Origin of the sequence: Streptomyces sp. H27-C3 (assembly GCF_030063415.1) — a bacterium.
Classification (GTDB): domain Bacteria; phylum Actinomycetota; class Actinomycetes; order Streptomycetales; family Streptomycetaceae; genus Streptomyces.
Map to the genome: position 1 here is coordinate 54,725 of NZ_JASITA010000020.1, position 18,734 is coordinate 73,458.

Genomic DNA, 18,734 nt, shown 5'->3' on the forward strand with positions numbered 1-18,734 from the left:
GCCGGCGGATCGGCTGGTCAGGCCCCGAGGACATCCAGCGGGGTCATCTGGCCGAGCAGTCCGCTGACGATACCGGCGACGCCCACCACCAGGACGGGGTTGCGGCGCGCCACGAATCCGATGATCACCACGACCGCACCGAGAGGAACGATCATGCGGCGGCCTTCGTCAGGCGTTGGGGCAAGGCACCAGGGGCGGCACGGATCCGGAGTTCCGATTCCGTGGGGGATGCACGGACCCTAGGAGATCGTTCAACGATCCAACAAGGGTAATCCCGGCACGATGTCGGGTAGCGGGAGAATCGACCCTTGCCGGATCGTTCAACAATCGGCTACGTTCAAGATGTGATCGATCTCAACGCAGACCTCGGCGAAGGCTTCGGCCGCTGGACTCTCACCGACGACGCCGCCCTCCTCTCCGTCGTCACCAGCGCCAACGTCGCCTGCGGCTTCCACGCGGGCGACCCGTCGGTGATGCGCCGCGTCTGTGATCTCGCCGCCGAGCGCGGAGTACGGATCGGGGCGCAGGTGTCGTACCGCGACCTGGCCGGCTTCGGGCGGCGGGCCATGGACGTACCCAGCGACGAGCTGACGGCCGAAGTTGCCTACCAGATCGGGGCGTTGAAGGTTTTCGCCGAGGCCGCCGGGGCCGAGGTGTCATACGTCAAGCCGCACGGCGCGCTCTACAACCGCACCGTCCACGACGCCGAGCAGGCCCACGCCGTGGTGGCGGGTGTCCTGCTCGCGGGCGGGGCGCTGCCGGTGCTCGGCCTGCCCGGGTCACGGCTGCTCGCCGCAGCCGAAGAGGCGGAACTCGTCGGCGTGCCGGAGGCCTTCGCGGACCGCGCGTACACCCCCGGGGGCACCCTCGTGCCGCGCCGCGAGGCGAACTCCGTGGTGACGGAGGAGGACGCGGTGGTACGGCGCGCGCTGGCGTTCGCGGTGGAGGGTTCCGTCGAAGCCCTGGACGGTACGCGCGTCGAGGTCGCCGCCCGCTCCCTGTGCGTGCACGGCGACACCCCCGGCGCGGCCCGGATCGCGGCGCGAGTCCGGGAAGCGCTGGACGCGGCCGGGGTCGAGGTTGGGGCCTTCACATGACCAGGAACCGACTTCTCGACGTACGCATAGCCGGGCGGCACGCCCTGCTCATCGAGCTTCCGGACGCCGAGCGCACCGGGGCCTTCCACGCCGAGCTGTTGCGGCGGCGCGCGGCGGGGACGCTCCCGCCGGTCGAGGAGATCGTGCCGGGCGCGCGGACCGTACTGCTGGACGGGGTGCCGGATCCGGAAAAGCTGGCCCGCCAACTCGCCGACTGGGACGTGCCGTCAGGGGTGGCCGACGACGGCGACATCGTGGAGATCGCCGTGCGCTACGACGGGCCGGACCTGGCTGCCGTGGCGGATTTGTGGGGGCTCGGCGCGCAGGAGGCCGCCGCCCGGCATTCCTCGTACACCTATCGCGTCGCGTTCTGCGGTTTCGCGCCCGGGTTCGGCTACCTCACGGGACTGCCCGCGGAATTGCACGTACCGCGCCGCGCCACGCCCCGCACCCGGGTTCCGGCCGGGGCGCTCGCACTCGCGGGGCCCTACACCGCGGTGTATCCGCGCTCCACACCCGGCGGCTGGCAGTTGATCGGCACCATGCCCGACCCGACACCGCTGTGGGACCTCACCCGGGACGGAGCGGCGCTCCTCACGCCGGGAACCCGGGTCCGATTCGTCCCCGCGGACAGCACGCCATGACCATCAGCCTCACCGTCATACGCTGCGGCGCCCTCACCACAGTGCAGGACGCGGGCCGGCGCGGCCATGCCCACCTGGGCGTTCCGCGCTCCGGCGCCCTGGACGCACCCGCGATGAGGCTCGCCAACCGGCTACTCGGCAACGCCCCCGACGCCGCCGTCCTGGAGACCACCCTGACCGGCTGCGCCCTGCGGCCCGATAGCGGCGTCACTGTCGTGGTTGGCGGCGCGCCCTGCCCGGTGACGGTGGACGGTCGGCCGGTGCCGTGGGGCGCACCGGTACGGGTGCCCGCGGGCGCGGTCGTCGATGCGGGCGGAGTGAGTGCGGGCGTGCGCTCATATCTGGCCGTCGCGGGGGGCATCGCCGCCGAGCCGGTCCTCGGCAGTAGCTCGACGGACCTGCTCTCCGGACTCGGTCCGGCGCCACTGCGCGACGGGGATGTGCTCCTCGTGGGCGCACCCGTACAGCAGGCGGCGCTGCCCGCCACCGCCCCCTGGGCAGGGCCGCCGGACGAACTGACGCTGCCGATACGGCTCGGCCCCCGCGCCGACTGGTTCACCCCGGAGGCACTGCATACGCTCACCTCGGCGACGTACAGCGTGTCCCCGCACAGCAACCGCATCGGCCTGCGCACCGAAGGGCCGCCGCTGGAGCGGGTGTCGACGGGCGAACTGCCCAGTGAGGGCATGGTCCTCGGCGCGGTACAGGTGCCACCGGACGGGCGCCCGGTGGTGTTTCTGCACGACCACCCCACGACGGGGGGCTACCCGGTGATCGCGGTCGTCGCGGAAGCCGCCCTGGCGGCGGCAGCCCAGGCCGCGGTAGGGACTCCGGTGCGCTTCACGCTCGGCTGACACATCCGGGCGTCAGAGCCGTGCCCCTCCCCCATGTCGGCCATCTACGGGGGGGAGGGGGGAGGCCGGCAACGGGCCGTCCGCGCTGTGTTGTGCCCGCTGAGATCGCGGGACTGGAAGGCCGGACTAGAAGAAGTGTTTGCGCCCACCGACCTGGCGACCCATCGCGCCGAGGATCCACAGAACCGCGCCGACCACGACGAGTATGCCGCCGACCGTCGTCAGGAGGGAGATACCGACCAGCAGGCCGATGATGAGCAGAATGACACCAAGGACGATCATGAGTGTTCCCTATCTTCCGGTCTCTTCGGGGTGTGCGGTCCTCGCCTCGTCAGAGGTGAGGACCCTTGCCCTGCCCGGGCCGTAGCCCGGTGAGATCTGTCGCAACCGTCCGGTCGACGGCCGCAGGATCCTGTCGCTCGACCACCGTGTGCCCCGCTCTCGGCCACCAATGCATCGGCAGTCGAACGGCCGCGGACCGTGGACAAAATGCCTCTGCCACTCCAGGCCCACCGCGCGCATCCTGTGCCGCGCGCCCCGTCGGCCGTGCGAAGTGCCGGCCGTGCTCTCCGTCGGCCGCCGTGCTCTCGCTCTCGCCGTCGCGGAGTTCGGCAACGGCGTTTCGGCGGGGGGATGTCGGCGCACCGGCCGCCATGTCAGTGCCCGCACCTAGAGTCTTCGCAAGTGATCACGGTGGCGCTGTGGCCGGGGTGCGCTGTGCGCCGGGACCGCGGCCCGACCGCCGGGCATCTGGCGTGGACGATGGGAGACAGCACAGGGCATGGTTCCCGGCGGGCGACTACGAGGTCGCCCTCGACGATGGAAAGGTCGTCTGCCGCAACGCGGCCGGATCTCCGTGGCGGAACTTTCGGCCGCGCCTGGGCCCGGGTCCGCGAGGGCGACGCCCCCGCGTTCGAAGAGCTCACCACCCGGACCACTCCGAAGGGACTTCACCGATGACCGACCAACTCGCCACACCTGACAGGGAGTCAGCCGACAGGACCGGCGGGAACGGCAAGCCTGCCTCTGACTACAGGACTGTCTCTGACTACAGGACTGTCTCTGACTAGCAGCGATACCGAAGCGCGACCGGCGTACCAACTAGGGTGACCCCATGCCCGCCACGTTGAGTTCCACAAAAGCCACCGCCACGCTCCGAACATCGGCGCGTGTCTCCGTTGAGTTGCTGCTGGTCCTCGTCATGGCTGCGACGGCACTATGGGTTCTTGGCCAGATGTGGTCGATCGTCTGGCCACTCATAGTGGCCCTGTTCCTCACCACCCTGACCTGGCCTCTGGCTCGCCTGCTGCGCGGGCGCGGGTGGCGTCCCGCCTTGGCCGCGTCGGTCGTCACCGTGCTGTTTCTCCTGCTCCTCAGCGGCATCGTGGCGCTGATCGCGGTGCCGGTGGCGTCCCAGTCCGGTGAGCTGGCCGACGGCGTGGTCGAAGGCATCCAGAAGCTGCGCGAGTGGGCCGCCGGGCCGCCGCTGAACATCGGCGACGACCAGCTCTCAGGTGCCTTCGACGCCTCGATCGACCGTATCCAGAGCAGCGCAGGCAGCATGGTCACCGCCGTCGTCACGGGAGTGAGCACGGTCCTGAACGGCGTGATCACCGCCGTCCTGGCGCTCTTCCTGATGTTCTTCTTCCTCAAGGACGGCCCGCGGTTCCTGCCGTGGCTCACCCGCCAGCTCCCCGGTCGCCTCGCCACCGACGTTCCGGTCGTGACCGCGCGCTGCTGGGACACCCTGGGCGCGTTCGTGCGTTCCCAGGCGTTCGTCGGCCTGCTCGACGCCGTCTTCATCGGCCTCGGCTTGTGGATTCTGGGGGTCCCCCTGGTACTCCCGCTGGCGGTGCTGACGTTCGTGTCCGCGTTCGTGCCGATCGTGGGCGCCCTGTTCGCCGGCCTGGTCGCGGTCCTCATCGCGTTGGTGTCGAACGGCCTCACGGACGCGCTGATCGTGCTGGTGATCATCATCGTGGTGCAGCAACTTGAGGGCAACGTATTCCAGCCCATGATCCAGAGTCGCGGGCTCGGCCTCCACGCGGCGGTGATCCTGCTGGCGGTGACGTTGGGCGGCAGCCTGGCCGGCGTCGTGGGCAGCCTCCTCGCGGTACCGCTGGCCGCGCTGATCGCGGTGGTCTGGAACTATCTGCGCGAGCAGCTGAGCGACCCGCCGCAGGAGCCGGAGAGCGACCAGGCGCACCCGGGTACCGACGTCCCCGCGTAGTCGACACCTGTCCTACCGGGAGCGGAACTCTCGCAGGGCCCGGTTCAAGGCGGGGTCGCGGAGGTGCTTGACGTCGTCCTTCGCGTAGACCGGCTCGGCGTGTCGGGGCGGGATGCCCGCTCCGTCGTAGCTGGAACCTGCCGCGTTGAGGTACTTCTCGTTGGGCAGGGTGAAAGTCCAGCCGTTCGGCAGCGATCGGTCCATGGTGTCCGAGAACACCCCCTGAGTGTTCTCGCCGATCCGCAGCGGGGCGGGGTGGCGGCCCGTCAGTGACTGGGTGAAGGTCTCCCCGGCGCTGATCGTCAGCGGTCCGGTGAGCACCGCGACGGGTCCGGTGTAGCGAGGGACACCCGGCGCCGGCCCGACTCGGATCGGCTGCCCGGCGGTGCAGCTCGCGGGGTCGCCCGGGTTGTTGCGGGCGCGTTTGGTGTACGCGGTGTACGGGCGGCCGGTCAGCCGCTCGGCAATCTGGATGCCAAGGGCGTCCGAGCCCCCGCCGCCGGGCTCAGGTCGCGGCGACGGCCACGGGATGAAAGGCAGGGGCGGCATTCCAAGAACCGGCGCGACGAAGGCGTTGGCTTCTTCTTCCCAGGTCGTCGCCCAGACCAGGTCGAAGGGGAGCGCGGCGAGCGCCGGTCCGTGGTCCGGATTGAGCCACACGCGCAGCGGCTTCACCGGTCTGTGAGGCAGCCCCCACTCCGTCAGCCGACGCCGCTCGGCGGCTTCGCGGCGTACGGATTCAGCGGCCCGTCCACATCCACGAGCAGCACCGGGCGCACCAGGTCCCCCCCTCCCCTTGATCTGTCCCCGCACGGTACGTCGCCAGGCACGTTGGCCGGATCGGCCCCAACGGCTGCGGGAGGTGCACGCCGCCGGCCTGCCCGGGCAGGCTCTACGAGCGGGACCAGGAGGAAATGCGCCTAGAGGCGCGAGCGCCTGCGCTGCGGCTGGCTTCCCGCCAGGAGCGCTTCGGTGATGAGCCGTACCCCACGGGCCAGCCGGTTGAGCTGCTCCAGCTCGACGGCGTACAGCCTGATGGTGCCCTCAATGATCGTCTCGGCGACCCCGAGCGTGGGCAGCTCCGCCCGGCAGGTCTGCAGCGCCACCCGCACGGCGCGGATCTCGTGCTGTATCTGCAGCTGCGCATGACGTGCCAGGAGGATGGGGTGCCGGGTGAGCGTCGAGTAGCCGGCATAGCGGGCCGGCAGGAGGTCTCGCAGCCAGCGGGCGGCTGTGCGCTCCCAGTCCGGGCTGCCTGGAGCCTTGACCTGGCACGGCCAGTCCGAGCTGATCGATGAGGTGGTGGTCGGGGACATCGTCGTCGCTTCCGGAGGTGGTGCGGATGGGCTCTGACCGCGGGGTGTTGTGGCGGCCCCGGCCCAGGGGTAGACCGGGGCCGCCGGGGGTCGGGCGTCCGCAAGTGGACGGAGCACCCGACGGGAACGCCATGGGACGGCGCGAGGAGGACAGCGCGGCCCCATGGCGTTCAGTCACATGGCCCGCCGAAACGCGGGCGATCGCGGTGCCGGGCGTCACCGGGACGGCGCCCGGCGTGGCGGCCCCGCAACGCCATGGCGTCGGACGAGGCGGATGGAGAGGTGATGTGCATGGTGCGGACCGTCGACTTCTCTTCATTGAGGGGGACAGGTCTGGTCGGCGCCTACGGTGCACCGTAGAGCCACGAGTAGTAAACATATATACCGTCGAGTACGCAAGGGCATGAAAACATTCATGCCTTTTCCGTGCGAATGGCCACTCTCCGTGAGCGATCCCCACCCGCCGCCGCCCTTGCGGTGGCGCGCCGCGCAGGACCCGGCATCCCTCCCCGCGAGGGCCGAAGGCGCAACGGTCGGAGGACAGCCTCGGAGGTCGGTCCTTCTCGGCGGTCAGTCCTCAAGGAAGAAGTCGTGCTGCTCCGCGACCTGTTCGTACCCCTCTAGACGCACCTGCGTCCGTTCGGGCTCGGCGTCCGCCATCGCCTGGAGCACGGCGGCCGCCATGACACCCGGCGCCGAGTACGAGTCGAAGACGAGCCGGGATCCGGTGGCTGCGCTGAGCGTGGCGTCGGCCTCGTCGACGAGTGTTCCGAGCGTCAGGTCCGTGATCAGCGCGACGCGCAACCCTGTACTGCGGGCGGCCCGCATCGCCGCCAGGGTCTCGTTGGCATGCCTGGGCATCGCGAACGCCAGGACCCACGTCCCGCCCACTGCCCGCGACTGGAGCAGCGCGTCGTAGGCGACACTCCCCCCGCGCGTCACCAGCCGTACGTCGGGATGGATCCGCCGTGCGGCATACGCGAAGTACTCCGCCAGTGAGGCGGAGATCCGCAGTCCCAGGATCGTCAGAGGCACCGACCGGGCCAGCTCGCGGCCGATGTCGAGCACATGGTGGGGGTCGGCGAGAACACGGCGCAGATTCTCCAGATTCTCGATCTCCGCGTCGACGGCCGCCTGCAGCTCATTGCGCCGGATCTCTTCCCGCGTGTCCGGGGAACCGGCGACCGCGCTGAGCGCGATGGGCTGCAGAGCCTCCCGCAACGCGGGGAACCCGCTGAAGCCCAGCGAGGACGCGAAGCGGGTCACCGAGGGCTGGCTGACTCCCACGCGCTCGGCAAGGTCGGTGATCGACAGGAAGGCCGCTTCAGTGAGGTGATCGACCAGGTACTGGGCGATACGCCGCTGCGCAGGGGAAAGCCGGTGGCCGCCGAACAGGGCGAGAACTCTGTCCGTGGGAGCCGCCTCGGTGTCGGGAGACGGCTGTCCCGGCGTGATCACAGACGCCTGTGCGCGTGCCTGCTGCCCTGATGGCACCGGCGTGCCTCCTTCTCGTCCCAATCGTGTTCAACATAGCTCACCCACCGTGGGCGCAGGCGGCTGTGCCGGGCGGAACACGGGTGAACCGGAACAGACGGGCCCGGTTGGAGCGGTCGGTTCGGGCGTACCCGCCTTGCAGCCGGCACCCGTGACCGTCGTGCAACCGCGGGAGTCACCGCGTCTTGAGCGTGCAGTGAGGGGGGCGGGCGCGCAGAGCCCGGATGTGCCCGGCGACGGGGCTCGCCCTGATGGCAGTAGTCATCGGGGCAGGTTCGTTCGCGCCGACGGCGCCCTCGGCCTGGCCTCCTGCGGTCCCGGTTTCGCGACAGCGGCACTACGCACCATTCGGTGCGCCTGAACCGACGGCGCTGGACGAACACAACGAGCCGGCCCGGAGCTGATGGGCTCTCATGTCATTTTCAGGACACGGTAGTTACTGATTTCCACCGGTCGCATTCTTCGCCTTTGGGGCGGAGTAGGGTCCTCTCTGATCCACTGCCGGATGCTCTCGGACATCGAGAGAGAACACCTGAGCAGGGCCATGGAACGGGTGTGAATTGAACAGTCAATTCCGTCGCTCGCAGAGTCGTACGACGATGTCGGTCCTCCGAAGCAGGTTCGCCGCGATGCTCGGAGCGGTCGCGATGTTCGCGGCCGTCTTCACCGGTACGGCCACCGGCACGGCGGGCGCCGCCGAGGCCGCCCCCGCGGCAGGCGGGTGGACCTGTCCCGGGACACCCGTTCCGTCCGGGTACGTCATCACCGCCTTCAATCGCAGCGGCTGCAACGGCTCGGGGTCCTGGTTGCAGGAACCCGCCCGTGACGGCATCTGGACCTGCGCGGGCTCGCCGATCGTGCCCGGGTACGTCACCACCAGCTACATCAGCAACGGTTGCAGCGGTGTCGGGTCCTGGCTCCACAATCTCGCTCGTGACGGCATATGGACCTGCGCGGGCTCACCGGTCGTGAGCGGGTACGTCACGACCAACTACATCAGAAACGGTTGCGGCGGCATCGGGTCCTGGTACCACCAGCTCGTCCGTAATGGCATCTGGACCTGCCCCTACTCCCCCATTCCGGCGGGCTATCGCAGCACCACCTACAACGCGACCGGATGTGGTGGCCTGGGCGCCTGGTACACCGTGCGGGCCTGACCTCGGTCGCAGGCTCACCGCACCCGTGAGCACCGAAGGCGCCACGTGCCGTGTGGTGCCTTCGGTCCGTCATGCGGGAGATCAACCATCTCGCCGTGGGGTGTGTGGCGTGGCCGACGGCAGGAGCCGAAAATGACTGGCTCCTGCCACATACCCGGTCGCTACTGTCGGCCCCCATGAACCAGCGCCATCAGAAGAAGCTCTCCCCGCGTCTCTTCGGAGCGATCCCCCCGGGGTGACACCGCCGCAGTCAAGGCGATTCCGCGGGGTGGAGCCGACCCGGACCGACGGGACAGCGAGGGCACCACCCCCCTGTATGAGGCATCCGTGAACGGAAAAGCCGAGATCGCACGCCTGCTCCTGATGGCCGGGGCCTCCCCCCAACGCCGAGAGCAGGGGAGTTGGCGCGGAAGGCGCGCCCTTGTGCGGAGCCGCATGCTGGGGGCATACCGAGACGGTGCGCCAACTGTTGCATTCTGACGGGCCGCCAATGGCTCGCCCCCCGAATACGCACCTCGCAGCAGCGGTACGTATTCGGGGGCGCCGATATCGACCCGTACCGGTGGCGCGATCCTCCCGACACTCCGCTGTACGGCCCACCGCGCCCCGGTCAGGGCGAGTCGGCCCGCCAACTTCGGGTGACCTGCATCCGCTCCATGCGGATCACAACGGCTGCCATCACCCGGGATCTGGCGCCGAACGGCGTGCTGCGAGCCTCAAGCAACCTGGGGAATGCGGTACTTGCCCAGGGAACGCCGACGGCACCGACCGGCATCACGGTGAACATCGCGCGGGAGGTCGGCGCGCGGCTGGAAGTACCCGTGGAGCTTCTCTGCTTCGACGCGGCGCGCAAGTCGTACGAAGCGATGTCGGCAGGCCGGGCAGACCTGTGCTTCCTGGCCATCGAGCCCGCACGCGAGATGGCCGTCCGCATGGCGATTGCGGTACGCGGACGAGACGCCCGGCCACCGTACTGCCGCTGAGAGCGCACGTGACGGCGCTCGCTGCGACGAGGGCAGGACGAGCGCGAGCACAACCGAACGTTCCCTACCGGTCCGCGAAACACCGGCGTACGGACGCTCTTCGATCGTCGCGTCACGGGGCACGGGCTCCGCCGCCCCGGAAGCCGCGGGCACCAGTGAGAAACGGCACGACCGGTCGTCCCGCGAACGCGAAATCACCCCCGCGCACCTCCGATAATCTGGCTCTTTCCCCAGAAGGAGTTACGTCAGTGGAGTTCCGGTTGCTCGGAGCGGTTTCCGTCGCCACCCGATCCGGCGAACTGCCACTCGGTCCCGCCAAACGGCGCAGCCTGCTCGCCGCTCTGCTGCTGAGACCCAACCGCCCCGTCCCGGTCGACCAGCTGATGGCCACGCTGTGGGATCACGAACCGCCGCCGCGGGCCCGCAGCGTCATCCAGGGACACGTCTCGCGACTGAGGGTCCTGCTCGCCGAGGCGGACGCGGAGATGTACGGGGTCGAACTGGCCACTCAGGGCACGGCATACGTCCTGCGGATGCCGGAGAGCCTGCTGGACGCGCACCGTTTCGAGGAGTTGGTGACGCTGGCCCGCGGTCAGCGTGCGCCGACCGACGCCGTGGCGATGTACCAGGAGGCGCTGTCGCTGTGGCAGGGGCCCGCCTTGACCGGCGCCTATCCGAGTCCGCCGCTGGAGGCCGCCGCGCACGCGTTGGAAGAGCTGCGGCTGGCCTCCGTCGAATCGCTGGCCGCGGGCTACGCACGGTTGGGTGAGCACGCCCGAGCCGCTGCTGTGCTGCGCGCGGAGGCCGACATCCAGCCGCTGCGCGAATCGTTGTCCGCCGCTCTCATGACGGCACTTCAGCGGGCAGGGCGCCGCTCGGAGGCACTCGACTGGTTCCACCGCACCCGACGGCTGCTCGCCGACGAACTGGGTGTCGACCCGGGCCGGGAGCTGGCCGACGCCTACGCTGTGGCGCTGCGCGGCGAGGGTGAAGAAGCCCAGGAGCCTCAGGTCTCTGCCCCGGCGCCCGTGCCCGTACCGGTGCACGGGCCGCCGAGCTCTCCCCTCCCCAGCACGGTCGACCTGCTGCCACGCATGCCGCGCGGTTTCCACGGTCGCGCCGGCGAACTCACCGCACTGTCCCGCGCCGCCGTCGGCGAAGCACCCGTCTGCCTGGTCACCGGGCCCGCAGGAGTGGGCAAGACCGCCCTGGTGGTGCACTGGGCACACCGCAATCGCGCGGGATTCCCCGGCGGCCTGCTCTACGTCGACCTGCGGGGCTTCAGCGATACGGGAGAGCCTACCCTCGTCGAGGTGCTGCGGGAGTTCCTGCTCGCGCTGGGTGTCGCGCCGCGTCGGATCCCGGAGTCGGCGAACGGCGCGTCCGCGCTCTTCCGGTCCCTTGCCGCCGATCGTCGTCTTCTTGTCGTACTTGACAATGCGCGCGGGTCCGAGCAGGTCAGAGAGCTACTGCCGGGCGGCGTACGGTGCGTCACCGTGGTCACCAGCCGGTACCGGCTGCGCGGCCTGATCGCCTCCGACGCCGCCCGTCCCGTCCCCGTGGACGTACTCGAACCGGAGGACGGCACGGCCCTGCTCGCCGCGGTGCTCGGCAAGGAGCGGGTGCTCGCGGAGGCGGTGGCCGCCCGTCGGCTCGCCGAGCTGTGCGGCGGACTGCCCCTCGCACTACGGGTGACCGCCGCCAGGCTGGCGGATCAGCCGGACTGCCCCCTGAGCGCGATGAGCGCCGAACTGTCCGACGAATCCAGCCGCTTGGGCCTTCTGGACGTGGAAGACACCGGCGTACGGGCCGCCCTGCGGCTCACCGTGCGCCGACTGCCCGAGGACGCCGCACACCACTTCGCACATCTCGGCCGCCATCCCGGCACCCACGTCGACCGGTACACGGCGGCGGCCCTGGCCGGCACCGACCCCGCCGCGGCCGAGGCCGCGCTGGACAGGCTGACCGCGGCCCACCTCGTCAACCGGACCGCCGCGGGCCGCTGGACGCTCCACGATCTCGTACGGCTGTACGCGCGTGACCTGGACGCCGAACCCGACGCTGTCGTCCGGGTACTCGACCACACTGTGGCCACCGCCCTGGCCGCGGCGGACGCGGTCGAGCCCGGCGACGAGCCGTGCTTCGAGCTTCCCGCAGACTTCCATCCGCCCCTGGCCATCAGGGAGTTCACGGACCGCGACCAGGCCATGGCCTGGTATGCGACCGAGCGCGACGACCTGACCCTGGCAGCGACCGCAGCGCACGCCGCCGGGCTGCACAGCAGAACCTGGCGGATCATCCTGGCGCTGTGGCCGCAGATGGTGTGGCGGGTCCTCGACGGCTGGACTCCCCTGCTGCAGACGGCACTTGAGGCGGCGAGGGCCGACGCCGATGCCCGCGCCGAGTCGCGGGTCCTGGCCCTGCTCGGATGGGTGCTGACCGAAGAGGGCCACACCCGTGAAGCGCTGGTCCATCTGGAGGCCGCCCCCGCGCTCGCCGCCAGGGCCGGCGATCGGCGCGGGGAGGCGACGGCACTGGTCAACCTCTCGCTGGCCCAAGCGGCACTCGGCAGCCCGGAAGAGGCGGCCGAAGGGTGCGTACAGGCGGCTCAACTGGCGCGCAGCGCCGGCGACCGGCACACCGAGCGGCTGGCCCTGCACCACCTCGCCCGACACCGACTGGACGCCAGGGAATGGCAGCCCGCTCTCGACACGACCATCGCCGCGCTCGCCCTCGACGGCTCGTCGGACGCACCGACGGCGTCGAGGGTGCTGTTGCTGACGGCGGCCGGCGAGGCGCTGCTGGGGATGGGCGACGAGGCCGAGGGCATCCGACGGCTGGAGGGCGCGGCACGCGAGGCGGAGTCGTTCGGCTACGACGAGGGTGTGGTGCGGGCGCTGGGCGCTCTGTTGCGGGTGTCGGCGGATGTGGCGCTGCGGGCACGGTACGACACGGCGATGGTGCGGCTCACGGCCGAGACGTGAGCGGGCCGCGCGGACCGTGGCGTCAGCGCGACATCAGCGGAGCGTGAGCGGAACACCAGCGGCTGCGACCAAGCTGGTGCCCACAGCGGGGACACGCCCGCGCTCCACGCACCACACTACGGGGGAATCTCAGCATGCCTACATCCCGCATCCGCACTGCCGCCCTGGCCGCCACCACTGCCGCCCTGGCCCTGACTTTGGCCGGCTGCGGCGTCGGCTCGGACCGCTCCGCCGACGGCGGCAGCGGTCTGCAAGCCGACGTGAGCAGCAGCGGGGACGCCGACAGCTCGAAGGGCTCGGAGACAATGGAGAGTGCGGGCGGCGAAAAGGCGGCGGAGCCTGCCCGGCCGTCCGCCGAGAGGGGCACGTCCGAGGCCGGCTCCGACTCGGGCACTGGCACCGTCACCAGCTCCGACAAGGTCGCCGCCGGGTCGGCAGGCGGCGCCCGTCCGTGCAACGGCGACGAGATGTCGTACGCCGTACTGCACCGCTTCGCGAGGCAGCAGGGCGAGCACCTGCTGATCACCGCGCACAACGCCGACAGCAAGCCCTGCTGGGTCACTTCGTACCCGTCCGTCATCCTCGGGGACACCTCGAACGTCGTGCGCCACTCGGCCAAGGACGCCCCGGGCGGCAGCATCCGTATCACGGTCAAGCCCGGCGGCACGGTCTACTCGGCCGTGAACCTCTTCACCGACAGTGCGAAGTCCCACACGTCGGTGACCTTGTCGCTCGCCCTGCGCGACCGGACCGGCGACACCGGTCCGGGCACCGAGCACGACGCCTTCGACACCAAGGGCGCTCCCACGAAGTTCACTTGGTCCAGCGCCGACGTACTGAACTGGAACACCGCCAAGCCCTACGATTTCTGAGCGAGTTCCGCCGTGGTGCGTTGGTGGCCGGCGCGGGCTTCGGCGGTGGTCTTCAGGTCGCCCAGCCATCCTTGAGGCCCTCGCATGGCGTCTTGGTCGCGGTGGGGACGTCCGCATCGACCTGGGCTCCGGTGTGGGTTTCTTCCGTACGCACGAGGACGCCGCCTTTGACCTCGGTGAAGTTCCACACGTGGACGCCGTCGATGCGCGGCCCCTCACCGGTCGCGGGGCCGGTCCAGCGGATGCAGGAGTTGCGCTTGATCTGCGGGCGGTCCTTCCGGCGAAGGCTCCTGCCGGTGCCGGGGGTCCTGCACGGCGTCGGTGACGCGGATGAACGGGAGTTGGGCGGCGATCCGGGCGGTGGTGTCACCGCGCGGGAAGGCTCCGGCGGGCTCGGTGGAGGGTCACGATGAAGGCGGCGGACGCGGCGACGATCAGCCCGGCGAACACGGGGTGCATGTCCTTGGACAGGCTCTGCGCCCCGTTGGGGCGCGTCAGCCATACGATGAGCGGGATCGTGAACAAGACGGCGACAAGTGTGGCCGCCCGGCGCACCGCCCGGTCGGGGACCCGGCGGACCGCGCCGACCAGCGCGATCACGACTGGGACGGCCGCGATGAGGGCGAACTGACCGACGACCATGACGGGGACCGCCCAGGCGGAGACGGTCACGGACAGCGGAACGCGTCGGCGGACCCCAAGACCCGGGCCTCCACCGCCCCCGCCGCCGCCGCCGCGTCGCGGCTAATGGCCGACCCGGTCGGTCGGCTGCGGGATCGAACCCGCCGATCGGACTCGCCCTAGGCTGCTCCGACCTGGCGCCGATAGCCGCCGGGCGCCAGTCCGTACTCCCGCTTGAAGGCTTTGGCGAAGGCGAACTCCGAGCCGTACCCCGTACGGGCGGCGACTGTCGTCAGCGGCGCGTCGGACTCGCGCAGCAGTCGGGCGGCGGTGGTCATGCGCCAGCGGGTCAGGTAGGCCATCGGCGGTTCGCCGACCAGCGTGGCGAACCGCCGGGCGAAGGCGGCGCGGGAGAGCCCGGCCCGCTCGGCCAGGGATTCGACGGTCCACTGGGCGGCCGGGTCGTCGTGAATGGCGGACAAGGCGGGCGCCACCGCCGAGTCGCCCAGTGCCGCGGCCCAGCCCTGGACGGCGGCCGGGGACTGGTCGTCCAGCCAGGCCCGCAGAATGTAGAGGAGCAGGGAGTCGATCAAGGTGGGCACGATGCCGTCCGAGCCGATGCGCGGGTTCTCCAGCTCGGAGCCGAGGAGTTGTACGGCCGCGCTCAGCTCGGGATGGCGGCCGTGCCGCGTCGACAGGTGGATCACCTCGGGGAGCTGGCGTACCAGCGGGTGCGGGCGCCCCTGGTCCAGGTGGTAGTTGCCGCACAGCAGGCTGGTCTCGGGGCCGTCACCGCCGATGGTGAGCGAGCGGATCGGCGAACCACCGTGAAACTGCTCGCCCTTGGGCTCCTCGGCCGGGGTGGAGGGGTGGTCGGCGAGGATATGCCCCCGCCCGTCGCGCAGGAAGACGACATCGCCGGGGCTGAGCGGAATCGGTTTCAGGGGTGGTGTGGGATCCGTGGGATCGCGCAGGGGGACCAGCCAGCAGGTGCCGTACAGCACCACGTGGAATCCGGCGCCCGCGACCGGCGACAGCCGCAGACCCCAGGGGGCGCGGCCGTTGGTCCGTACGGACGCCGGGTGCCCCGTACGCATGGAAGCCAGCGCCTCGGTCAGGATGTCCATCGGGCCTCGCCCTCCCTGGAGTGGTCGGTCGCGGTCGGACCGTTCAGACCGTCAGGACAATCTTGCCCTGTACGTGTCCCGCGCCGACCAGGTCATGGGCCTTGCCGACCTCCTCCAGCGGGAAGGTCCGCTCGACGTACGGGCGGATCCGGCCCGCGTCGATCAGCTCGGCGATCGCTTCGAGCGCGGCGCGGTCCGGCTCGACGAGGATGCCGGCGAAGCGCCGGCCGGCCGCCTCGACGCGGGCCGCGAGCTCCTCGTCGCCGTGCTCCAGGATGGTGATGAGTACGCCGCCGGGGCGCAGCACGCCGAACGAGAGATCGCCCTGGGCCATGGAGTCGAGGACCACATCGACATCCTTGACAGTCTCGGTGAAGTCGGTGGTCCGGTAGTCGATGATCTCGTCGGCGCCAAGGCCGGTGACGAAGGCGCGCCGGGCCGCACTGGCGATGGCGATCACATGGGCGCCGCGCGCCTTCGCGATCTGCACCGCGAAGTGGCCGACGCCACCGGCGGCCCGCTGGATCAGCACCCGGTCACCCTCCTTGACGTCGGCCGCCCCGACCAGTCCCTGCCAGGCCGTGAGGGCCGCGAGGGGGACGGCGGCAGCGTGCACATGGTCGAGCGAGGCGGGCTTGCGGGCCAGTTGGCTCGACGGGGCGGCGACGTATTCGGCGTATCCGGTGGCGGCGCGGGGGAAGAACGGCATTCCGTAGACCTCGTCACCCACCGCGAACCCGGCGCCGGGGCCAACCTCTTCGACCACCCCGGAGATGTCCCATCCCACGCCGAACGGCGGCTCGCCGAGCAGCGGGAAGGCGCCGGACCTGACGGCCACGTCCACCGGATTGATCGCACTGGCGTGGACCTTGACGAGGACTTCCCCGGCCAGTGGCTTCGGCCGCTCGCTGTCGACGAGTTCCAGGACCTCGGGGCCGCCGAAGGACTTCTGGATCATTGCGCGCACGGTGGGTCTCCCTGAGGGTCGGCCGGCTGATGTCCGGCTCGGTGTCCTGCTTGATGTTTTCAACCCTAGGGAGATCGAACGAGCCGGAGAATAGCCTTCCGTCTCAGTAACATGTCCCAACGTCTTGCCGGATGAAGTTTTCGGCTATATGCGCGTTCGTGCCGGAACGAACATCCTCGATGCGCATCCCTCTCCGTGTTGGTCCTTGGTCATCCCTGGGTGCTATGCGGGACACCACAGACTAGTCAGCGGGATGTACCTCCATACCCCGGGAGCCATACACACACTGGACGCCGCGGTCGGGCCGGGCCGGGAACGTCACAGCCACCGAGAGCAGAAGGACAACCGACATGCGACTGCGCTGCGCCATCATCGACGACTTCCAGAACATCGCCACCACCGTCGCCGACTGGAGCCCGCTCGCCGATCGTGTGGAGCTCAGTGTCTTCACCGAGCACATCACTGGCGAGGACGAACTGGCCGAGCGGCTGAGGGAGTTCGACATCCTGGTAACTCTGCGCGAGCGGGTCCCGTTCCCGGCGTCGCTGATCGCCCGGTTGCCCCGGCTGAAGCTGCTGGTCGCCTCGGGGATGCGCAACTCGGTGATCGACCTGGCGGCAGCGTCGGATCACGGGGTGACGGTGTGCGGCACGCAGAGCTCCTCGACTCCGCCCGTGGAGCTGACCTGGGCGCTGCTGCTGGGCCTTGCCCGGGGCATCGTGGGTGAGAGCAACGCGCTGCGTGACGAAGGCCCGTGGCAGTCCACGGTCGGGGCGGACCTGCACGGGCGTCGGCTGGGCCTGCTGGGCCTTGGGAAGATCGGCGGCCGGGTCGCCCGGATCGGGTCGGCCTTCGGCATGGAGGTGACGGCCTGGAGCCAGAATCTCACCAAGGAACGTACCGCCGAGGTGGGTGTGACCCTGGCCACCTCCAAGGAGGAACTGCTGCGGGAGAGCGACTTCGTATCGGTGCACCTCGAGCTGAGCGAGCGCACCCGCGACCTGCTGGGCGCAGCCGAGCTGGCGCTGATGAAGCCGGACGCCTACCTCGTCAACACCTCGCGCGCGGCCATCGTCGACGGGCGGCATCGCACGGGCGACAGCGAACGTGTCCTCGAACAGGTGAAAACGGGCGCTCTGCCCCTCGTGGACGACGAGGTGCAGAGCCACCGGAGTGCTGAAGCGACGTCCCGACGACTTGGCCGCGTGACTGAAGCTGCCGAAGATCGCCACGTCGGGCCCGTCCACCAGGATGTGGTCGATCGCCGCTTCGCTCTCCCCCTCGACGAAGTGGGGGGCACACGGTGCGGAAGTCGACCGGCACTTCCTCGCGGCGCGTGCGCGGGCCCGTCCAGGGGAGGTGATCCGCACCGGGTACGAACCAGTCGATCTGCTCGGCGAATACCTCGGCGACGCCGTCCGTGTCCTGCACGGCCAGCCTGGACAGGAAACGGTCAATTGTGGCGCGCGACAAGCGCAGTGGTTTCAGACATGAGAACTCTCCAGGAGAAGAAGGGAGGGAAAAGGAAGGGCAGGGGCTCGCGGCAGACGATGGTGCGCGAGCCATACCGGCCGGACGGTGGTCGGACTCTTGGCGGGCGGGATCTCCCATACCCGCGTTGGCGACCACGGTGTCGAGACGACGGCCGTCCGCACGGATCGTGCCGAAGAGACGGTCGAGGTCGTCGGCCATGGACACGTCGCACTGAGCGGCGACAACGCTGGAGCCGATCTCCGACGCGGTGGACTCCAGCTCTGCCGCGCGCCGGCCGGTCAGATGGACGCGGGCTCCGTCGTCGGCGAAACGCTGAGCGATCGCCCGGCCGATCCCGCTGGAAGCGCCGGTCACCGAGGCAGCCTGCCGGTCATCTGCGCCATGATTCTCACCTTCGCGTCGTAACAACTACTGTTACATCGAGGCCGCATAAACCCCGCACACGCTCGTACGGGGTTTCACCGGGCAGCGAGGGTGCCCTTGAGGACGTCGGCGACGGTCGTAGTCGCCAGCTCCGCCCGCAGGGTCTGATCGATGCGGCCGTACACACTCTTCAGGGCGGGCTGAATACCGGCCCCTACAACGCACTCCTGATTGGGCTCCGCCCGGTGCATGCCGAACAGGGAGCCCGATCCGATGGCGTCATAGACATCCAGGAGCTGATCTCCTCCAGGCGGCGCGCCAACATCCAGCCGGCCCCGGCACCACGCCGCGAGTTCACCAGCCCCGCCACGCGCAGCTCACCGAGCAGGCGTCTGATCACCACAGGGTTGGTGCTGGCGCTGTCCGCGATCTGCTCCGAGGTGGCGACCTCGTGTCCGCGGCTCTGATAGAGCCCCACCCACGCCAGAGCGTGCAGCGCAACGGTCAGCTTGCTGTTCGCACTCACGGACC

The 18,734-nt window shown here is 70.2% G+C and carries 18 protein-coding genes and 4 pseudogenes; 10 read left to right on the plus strand and 12 right to left on the minus strand.

Going from position 1 to position 18,734, the window contains the following annotated elements:
• Nucleotides 1–20 precede the first annotated feature (20 nt).
• Nucleotides 21–155 (minus strand): annotated as a pseudogene (locus QMK30_RS20890) (5-oxoproline transporter, DUF969 family subunit); the annotation flags it as partial.
• 189 nt (nucleotides 156–344) lie between these two features.
• Between QMK30_RS20890 and QMK30_RS20895 the strand changes: the two are divergent.
• From QMK30_RS20895 to QMK30_RS20905, 3 genes are read left to right on the plus strand one after another with little or no spacing between them, the layout of a single operon-like run.
• On the plus strand, nucleotides 345–1,097 hold the full coding sequence (locus QMK30_RS20895) for a LamB/YcsF family protein (RefSeq protein WP_283519805.1): 753 nt from the start codon (nucleotides 345–347) through the stop codon (nucleotides 1,095–1,097).
• The gene (locus tag QMK30_RS20900; protein WP_283519806.1) at nucleotides 1,094–1,741 is read left to right on the plus strand and encodes a 5-oxoprolinase subunit B family protein; all 648 of its coding nucleotides are present in this window, start codon (nucleotides 1,094–1,096) and stop codon (nucleotides 1,739–1,741) included. Before QMK30_RS20895 ends, QMK30_RS20900 begins: the two co-directional genes overlap by 4 nt.
• On the plus strand, nucleotides 1,738–2,595 hold the full coding sequence (locus QMK30_RS20905; protein ID WP_283519807.1) for a 5-oxoprolinase subunit C family protein: 858 nt from the start codon (nucleotides 1,738–1,740) through the stop codon (nucleotides 2,593–2,595). Before QMK30_RS20900 ends, QMK30_RS20905 begins: the two co-directional genes overlap by 4 nt.
• Nucleotides 2,596–2,721: 126 nt before the next feature.
• Here the strand turns inward: QMK30_RS20905 and QMK30_RS20910 are convergent, their stop codons facing one another.
• Nucleotides 2,722–2,877 carry a hypothetical protein gene (locus QMK30_RS20910; RefSeq protein ID WP_283519808.1) on the minus strand — a complete coding sequence of 52 codons (156 nt, stop codon included), beginning with the start codon at nucleotides 2,875–2,877 and terminating at the stop codon, nucleotides 2,722–2,724.
• A gap of 832 nt (nucleotides 2,878–3,709) precedes the next feature.
• Between QMK30_RS20910 and QMK30_RS20915 the strand changes: the two genes are divergently transcribed.
• Nucleotides 3,710–4,825 carry an AI-2E family transporter gene (locus QMK30_RS20915; protein WP_283519809.1) on the plus strand — a complete coding sequence of 372 codons (1,116 nt, stop codon included), beginning with the start codon at nucleotides 3,710–3,712 and terminating at the stop codon, nucleotides 4,823–4,825.
• A gap of 12 nt (nucleotides 4,826–4,837) precedes the next feature.
• Here QMK30_RS20915 and QMK30_RS20920 read toward each other — a convergent pair whose 3' ends face one another.
• The 4 genes and pseudogenes from QMK30_RS20920 to QMK30_RS20935 form a co-directional block, all read right to left on the minus strand.
• Complete coding sequence (locus QMK30_RS20920; RefSeq protein WP_349362101.1) at nucleotides 4,838–5,356, minus strand: S41 family peptidase; 519 nt, start codon at nucleotides 5,354–5,356, stop codon at nucleotides 4,838–4,840.
• Nucleotides 5,333–5,607: pseudogene (locus QMK30_RS20925) on the minus strand (hypothetical protein); the annotation flags it as partial. The gene QMK30_RS20920 and the pseudogene QMK30_RS20925, both read right to left, overlap by 24 nt.
• A gap of 138 nt (nucleotides 5,608–5,745) precedes the next feature.
• Nucleotides 5,746–6,141: a hypothetical protein gene (locus QMK30_RS20930; RefSeq protein WP_283519810.1), complete on the minus strand. Its 396-nt coding sequence runs from the start codon at nucleotides 6,139–6,141 to the stop codon at nucleotides 5,746–5,748.
• Between the two features lie 570 nt (nucleotides 6,142–6,711).
• The gene (locus tag QMK30_RS20935; RefSeq protein ID WP_283519811.1) at nucleotides 6,712–7,635 is read right to left on the minus strand and encodes a MurR/RpiR family transcriptional regulator; all 924 of its coding nucleotides are present in this window, start codon (nucleotides 7,633–7,635) and stop codon (nucleotides 6,712–6,714) included.
• Nucleotides 7,636–8,234: 599 nt separating this feature from the next.
• Here QMK30_RS20935 and QMK30_RS20940 point away from each other — a divergent pair.
• From QMK30_RS20940 to QMK30_RS20960, 5 genes are all read left to right on the plus strand, one after another.
• On the plus strand, nucleotides 8,235–8,792 hold the full coding sequence (locus QMK30_RS20940; protein WP_283519812.1) for a hypothetical protein: 558 nt from the start codon (nucleotides 8,235–8,237) through the stop codon (nucleotides 8,790–8,792).
• A 327-nt stretch (nucleotides 8,793–9,119) separates the two neighbouring features.
• Nucleotides 9,120–9,272: a hypothetical protein gene (locus QMK30_RS38500; protein WP_349362096.1), complete on the plus strand. Its 153-nt coding sequence runs from the start codon at nucleotides 9,120–9,122 to the stop codon at nucleotides 9,270–9,272.
• 158 nt (nucleotides 9,273–9,430) lie between these two features.
• Entirely contained in the window at nucleotides 9,431–9,775 is a 345-nt protein-coding gene (locus QMK30_RS20950) for a type 2 periplasmic-binding domain-containing protein (protein WP_349362097.1), read from the plus strand.
• Between the two features lie 248 nt (nucleotides 9,776–10,023).
• Nucleotides 10,024–12,759: an AfsR/SARP family transcriptional regulator gene (locus QMK30_RS20955; protein ID WP_283519866.1), complete on the plus strand. Its 2,736-nt coding sequence runs from the start codon at nucleotides 10,024–10,026 to the stop codon at nucleotides 12,757–12,759.
• A gap of 134 nt (nucleotides 12,760–12,893) precedes the next feature.
• Entirely contained in the window at nucleotides 12,894–13,631 is a 738-nt protein-coding gene (locus tag QMK30_RS20960; RefSeq protein WP_283519813.1) for a DUF4232 domain-containing protein, read from the plus strand.
• Between the two features lie 52 nt (nucleotides 13,632–13,683).
• Here QMK30_RS20960 and QMK30_RS20965 read toward each other — a convergent pair whose 3' ends face one another.
• From QMK30_RS20965 to QMK30_RS20980, 4 genes are all read right to left on the minus strand, one after another.
• Entirely contained in the window at nucleotides 13,684–14,001 is a 318-nt protein-coding gene (locus tag QMK30_RS20965; RefSeq protein ID WP_502963185.1) for an SRPBCC family protein, read from the minus strand.
• A complete protein-coding gene (locus QMK30_RS20970; protein ID WP_283519814.1) occupies nucleotides 13,998–14,303 on the minus strand; it encodes a hypothetical protein in 306 nt (101 codons plus the stop codon). The genes QMK30_RS20965 and QMK30_RS20970 overlap by 4 nt, the downstream gene beginning before the upstream one ends.
• 128 nt (nucleotides 14,304–14,431) lie before the next feature.
• On the minus strand, nucleotides 14,432–15,379 hold the full coding sequence (locus QMK30_RS20975; protein ID WP_283519815.1) for an AraC family transcriptional regulator: 948 nt from the start codon (nucleotides 15,377–15,379) through the stop codon (nucleotides 14,432–14,434).
• A gap of 43 nt (nucleotides 15,380–15,422) precedes the next feature.
• The gene (locus QMK30_RS20980; RefSeq protein WP_283519816.1) at nucleotides 15,423–16,346 is read right to left on the minus strand and encodes an NADP-dependent oxidoreductase; all 924 of its coding nucleotides are present in this window, start codon (nucleotides 16,344–16,346) and stop codon (nucleotides 15,423–15,425) included.
• A gap of 350 nt (nucleotides 16,347–16,696) precedes the next feature.
• Here QMK30_RS20980 and QMK30_RS20985 point away from each other — a divergent pair.
• A pseudogene (locus tag QMK30_RS20985) lies at nucleotides 16,697–17,425 on the plus strand (NAD(P)-dependent oxidoreductase); the annotation flags it as partial.
• On the opposite strand, the gene QMK30_RS20990 reads toward QMK30_RS20985, so the two are convergent.
• Complete coding sequence (locus tag QMK30_RS20990) at nucleotides 17,397–18,194, minus strand: SDR family NAD(P)-dependent oxidoreductase (protein WP_283519817.1); 798 nt, start codon at nucleotides 18,192–18,194, stop codon at nucleotides 17,397–17,399. The pseudogene QMK30_RS20985 and the gene QMK30_RS20990 sit on opposite strands and share 29 nt — an antisense overlap.
• A 104-nt stretch (nucleotides 18,195–18,298) precedes the next feature.
• Nucleotides 18,299–18,729: pseudogene (locus QMK30_RS20995) on the minus strand (Rrf2 family transcriptional regulator).
• Between the last annotated feature and the right edge of the window lie 5 nt (nucleotides 18,730–18,734).

Excerpts from the sequence above, each read along its gene's own strand:
- QMK30_RS20915 (WP_283519809.1), top strand. The coding sequence starts at position 3,710 with ATGCCCGCCACGTTGAGTTCCACAAAAGCCACCGCCACGCTCCGAACA.
- QMK30_RS20960 (WP_283519813.1), top strand. The coding sequence starts at position 12,894 with ATGCCTACATCCCGCATCCGCACTGCCGCCCTGGCCGCCACCACTGCC.
- QMK30_RS20930 (WP_283519810.1), bottom strand. The coding sequence starts at position 6,141 with ATGTCCCCGACCACCACCTCATCGATCAGCTCGGACTGGCCGTGCCAG.
- QMK30_RS20910 (WP_283519808.1), bottom strand. The coding sequence starts at position 2,877 with ATGATCGTCCTTGGTGTCATTCTGCTCATCATCGGCCTGCTGGTCGGT.
- QMK30_RS20900 (WP_283519806.1), top strand. The coding sequence starts at position 1,094 with ATGACCAGGAACCGACTTCTCGACGTACGCATAGCCGGGCGGCACGCC.
- QMK30_RS20940 (WP_283519812.1), top strand. The coding sequence starts at position 8,235 with ATGTCGGTCCTCCGAAGCAGGTTCGCCGCGATGCTCGGAGCGGTCGCG.
- QMK30_RS20905 (WP_283519807.1), top strand. The coding sequence starts at position 1,738 with ATGACCATCAGCCTCACCGTCATACGCTGCGGCGCCCTCACCACAGTG.
- QMK30_RS20975 (WP_283519815.1), bottom strand. The coding sequence starts at position 15,379 with ATGGACATCCTGACCGAGGCGCTGGCTTCCATGCGTACGGGGCACCCG.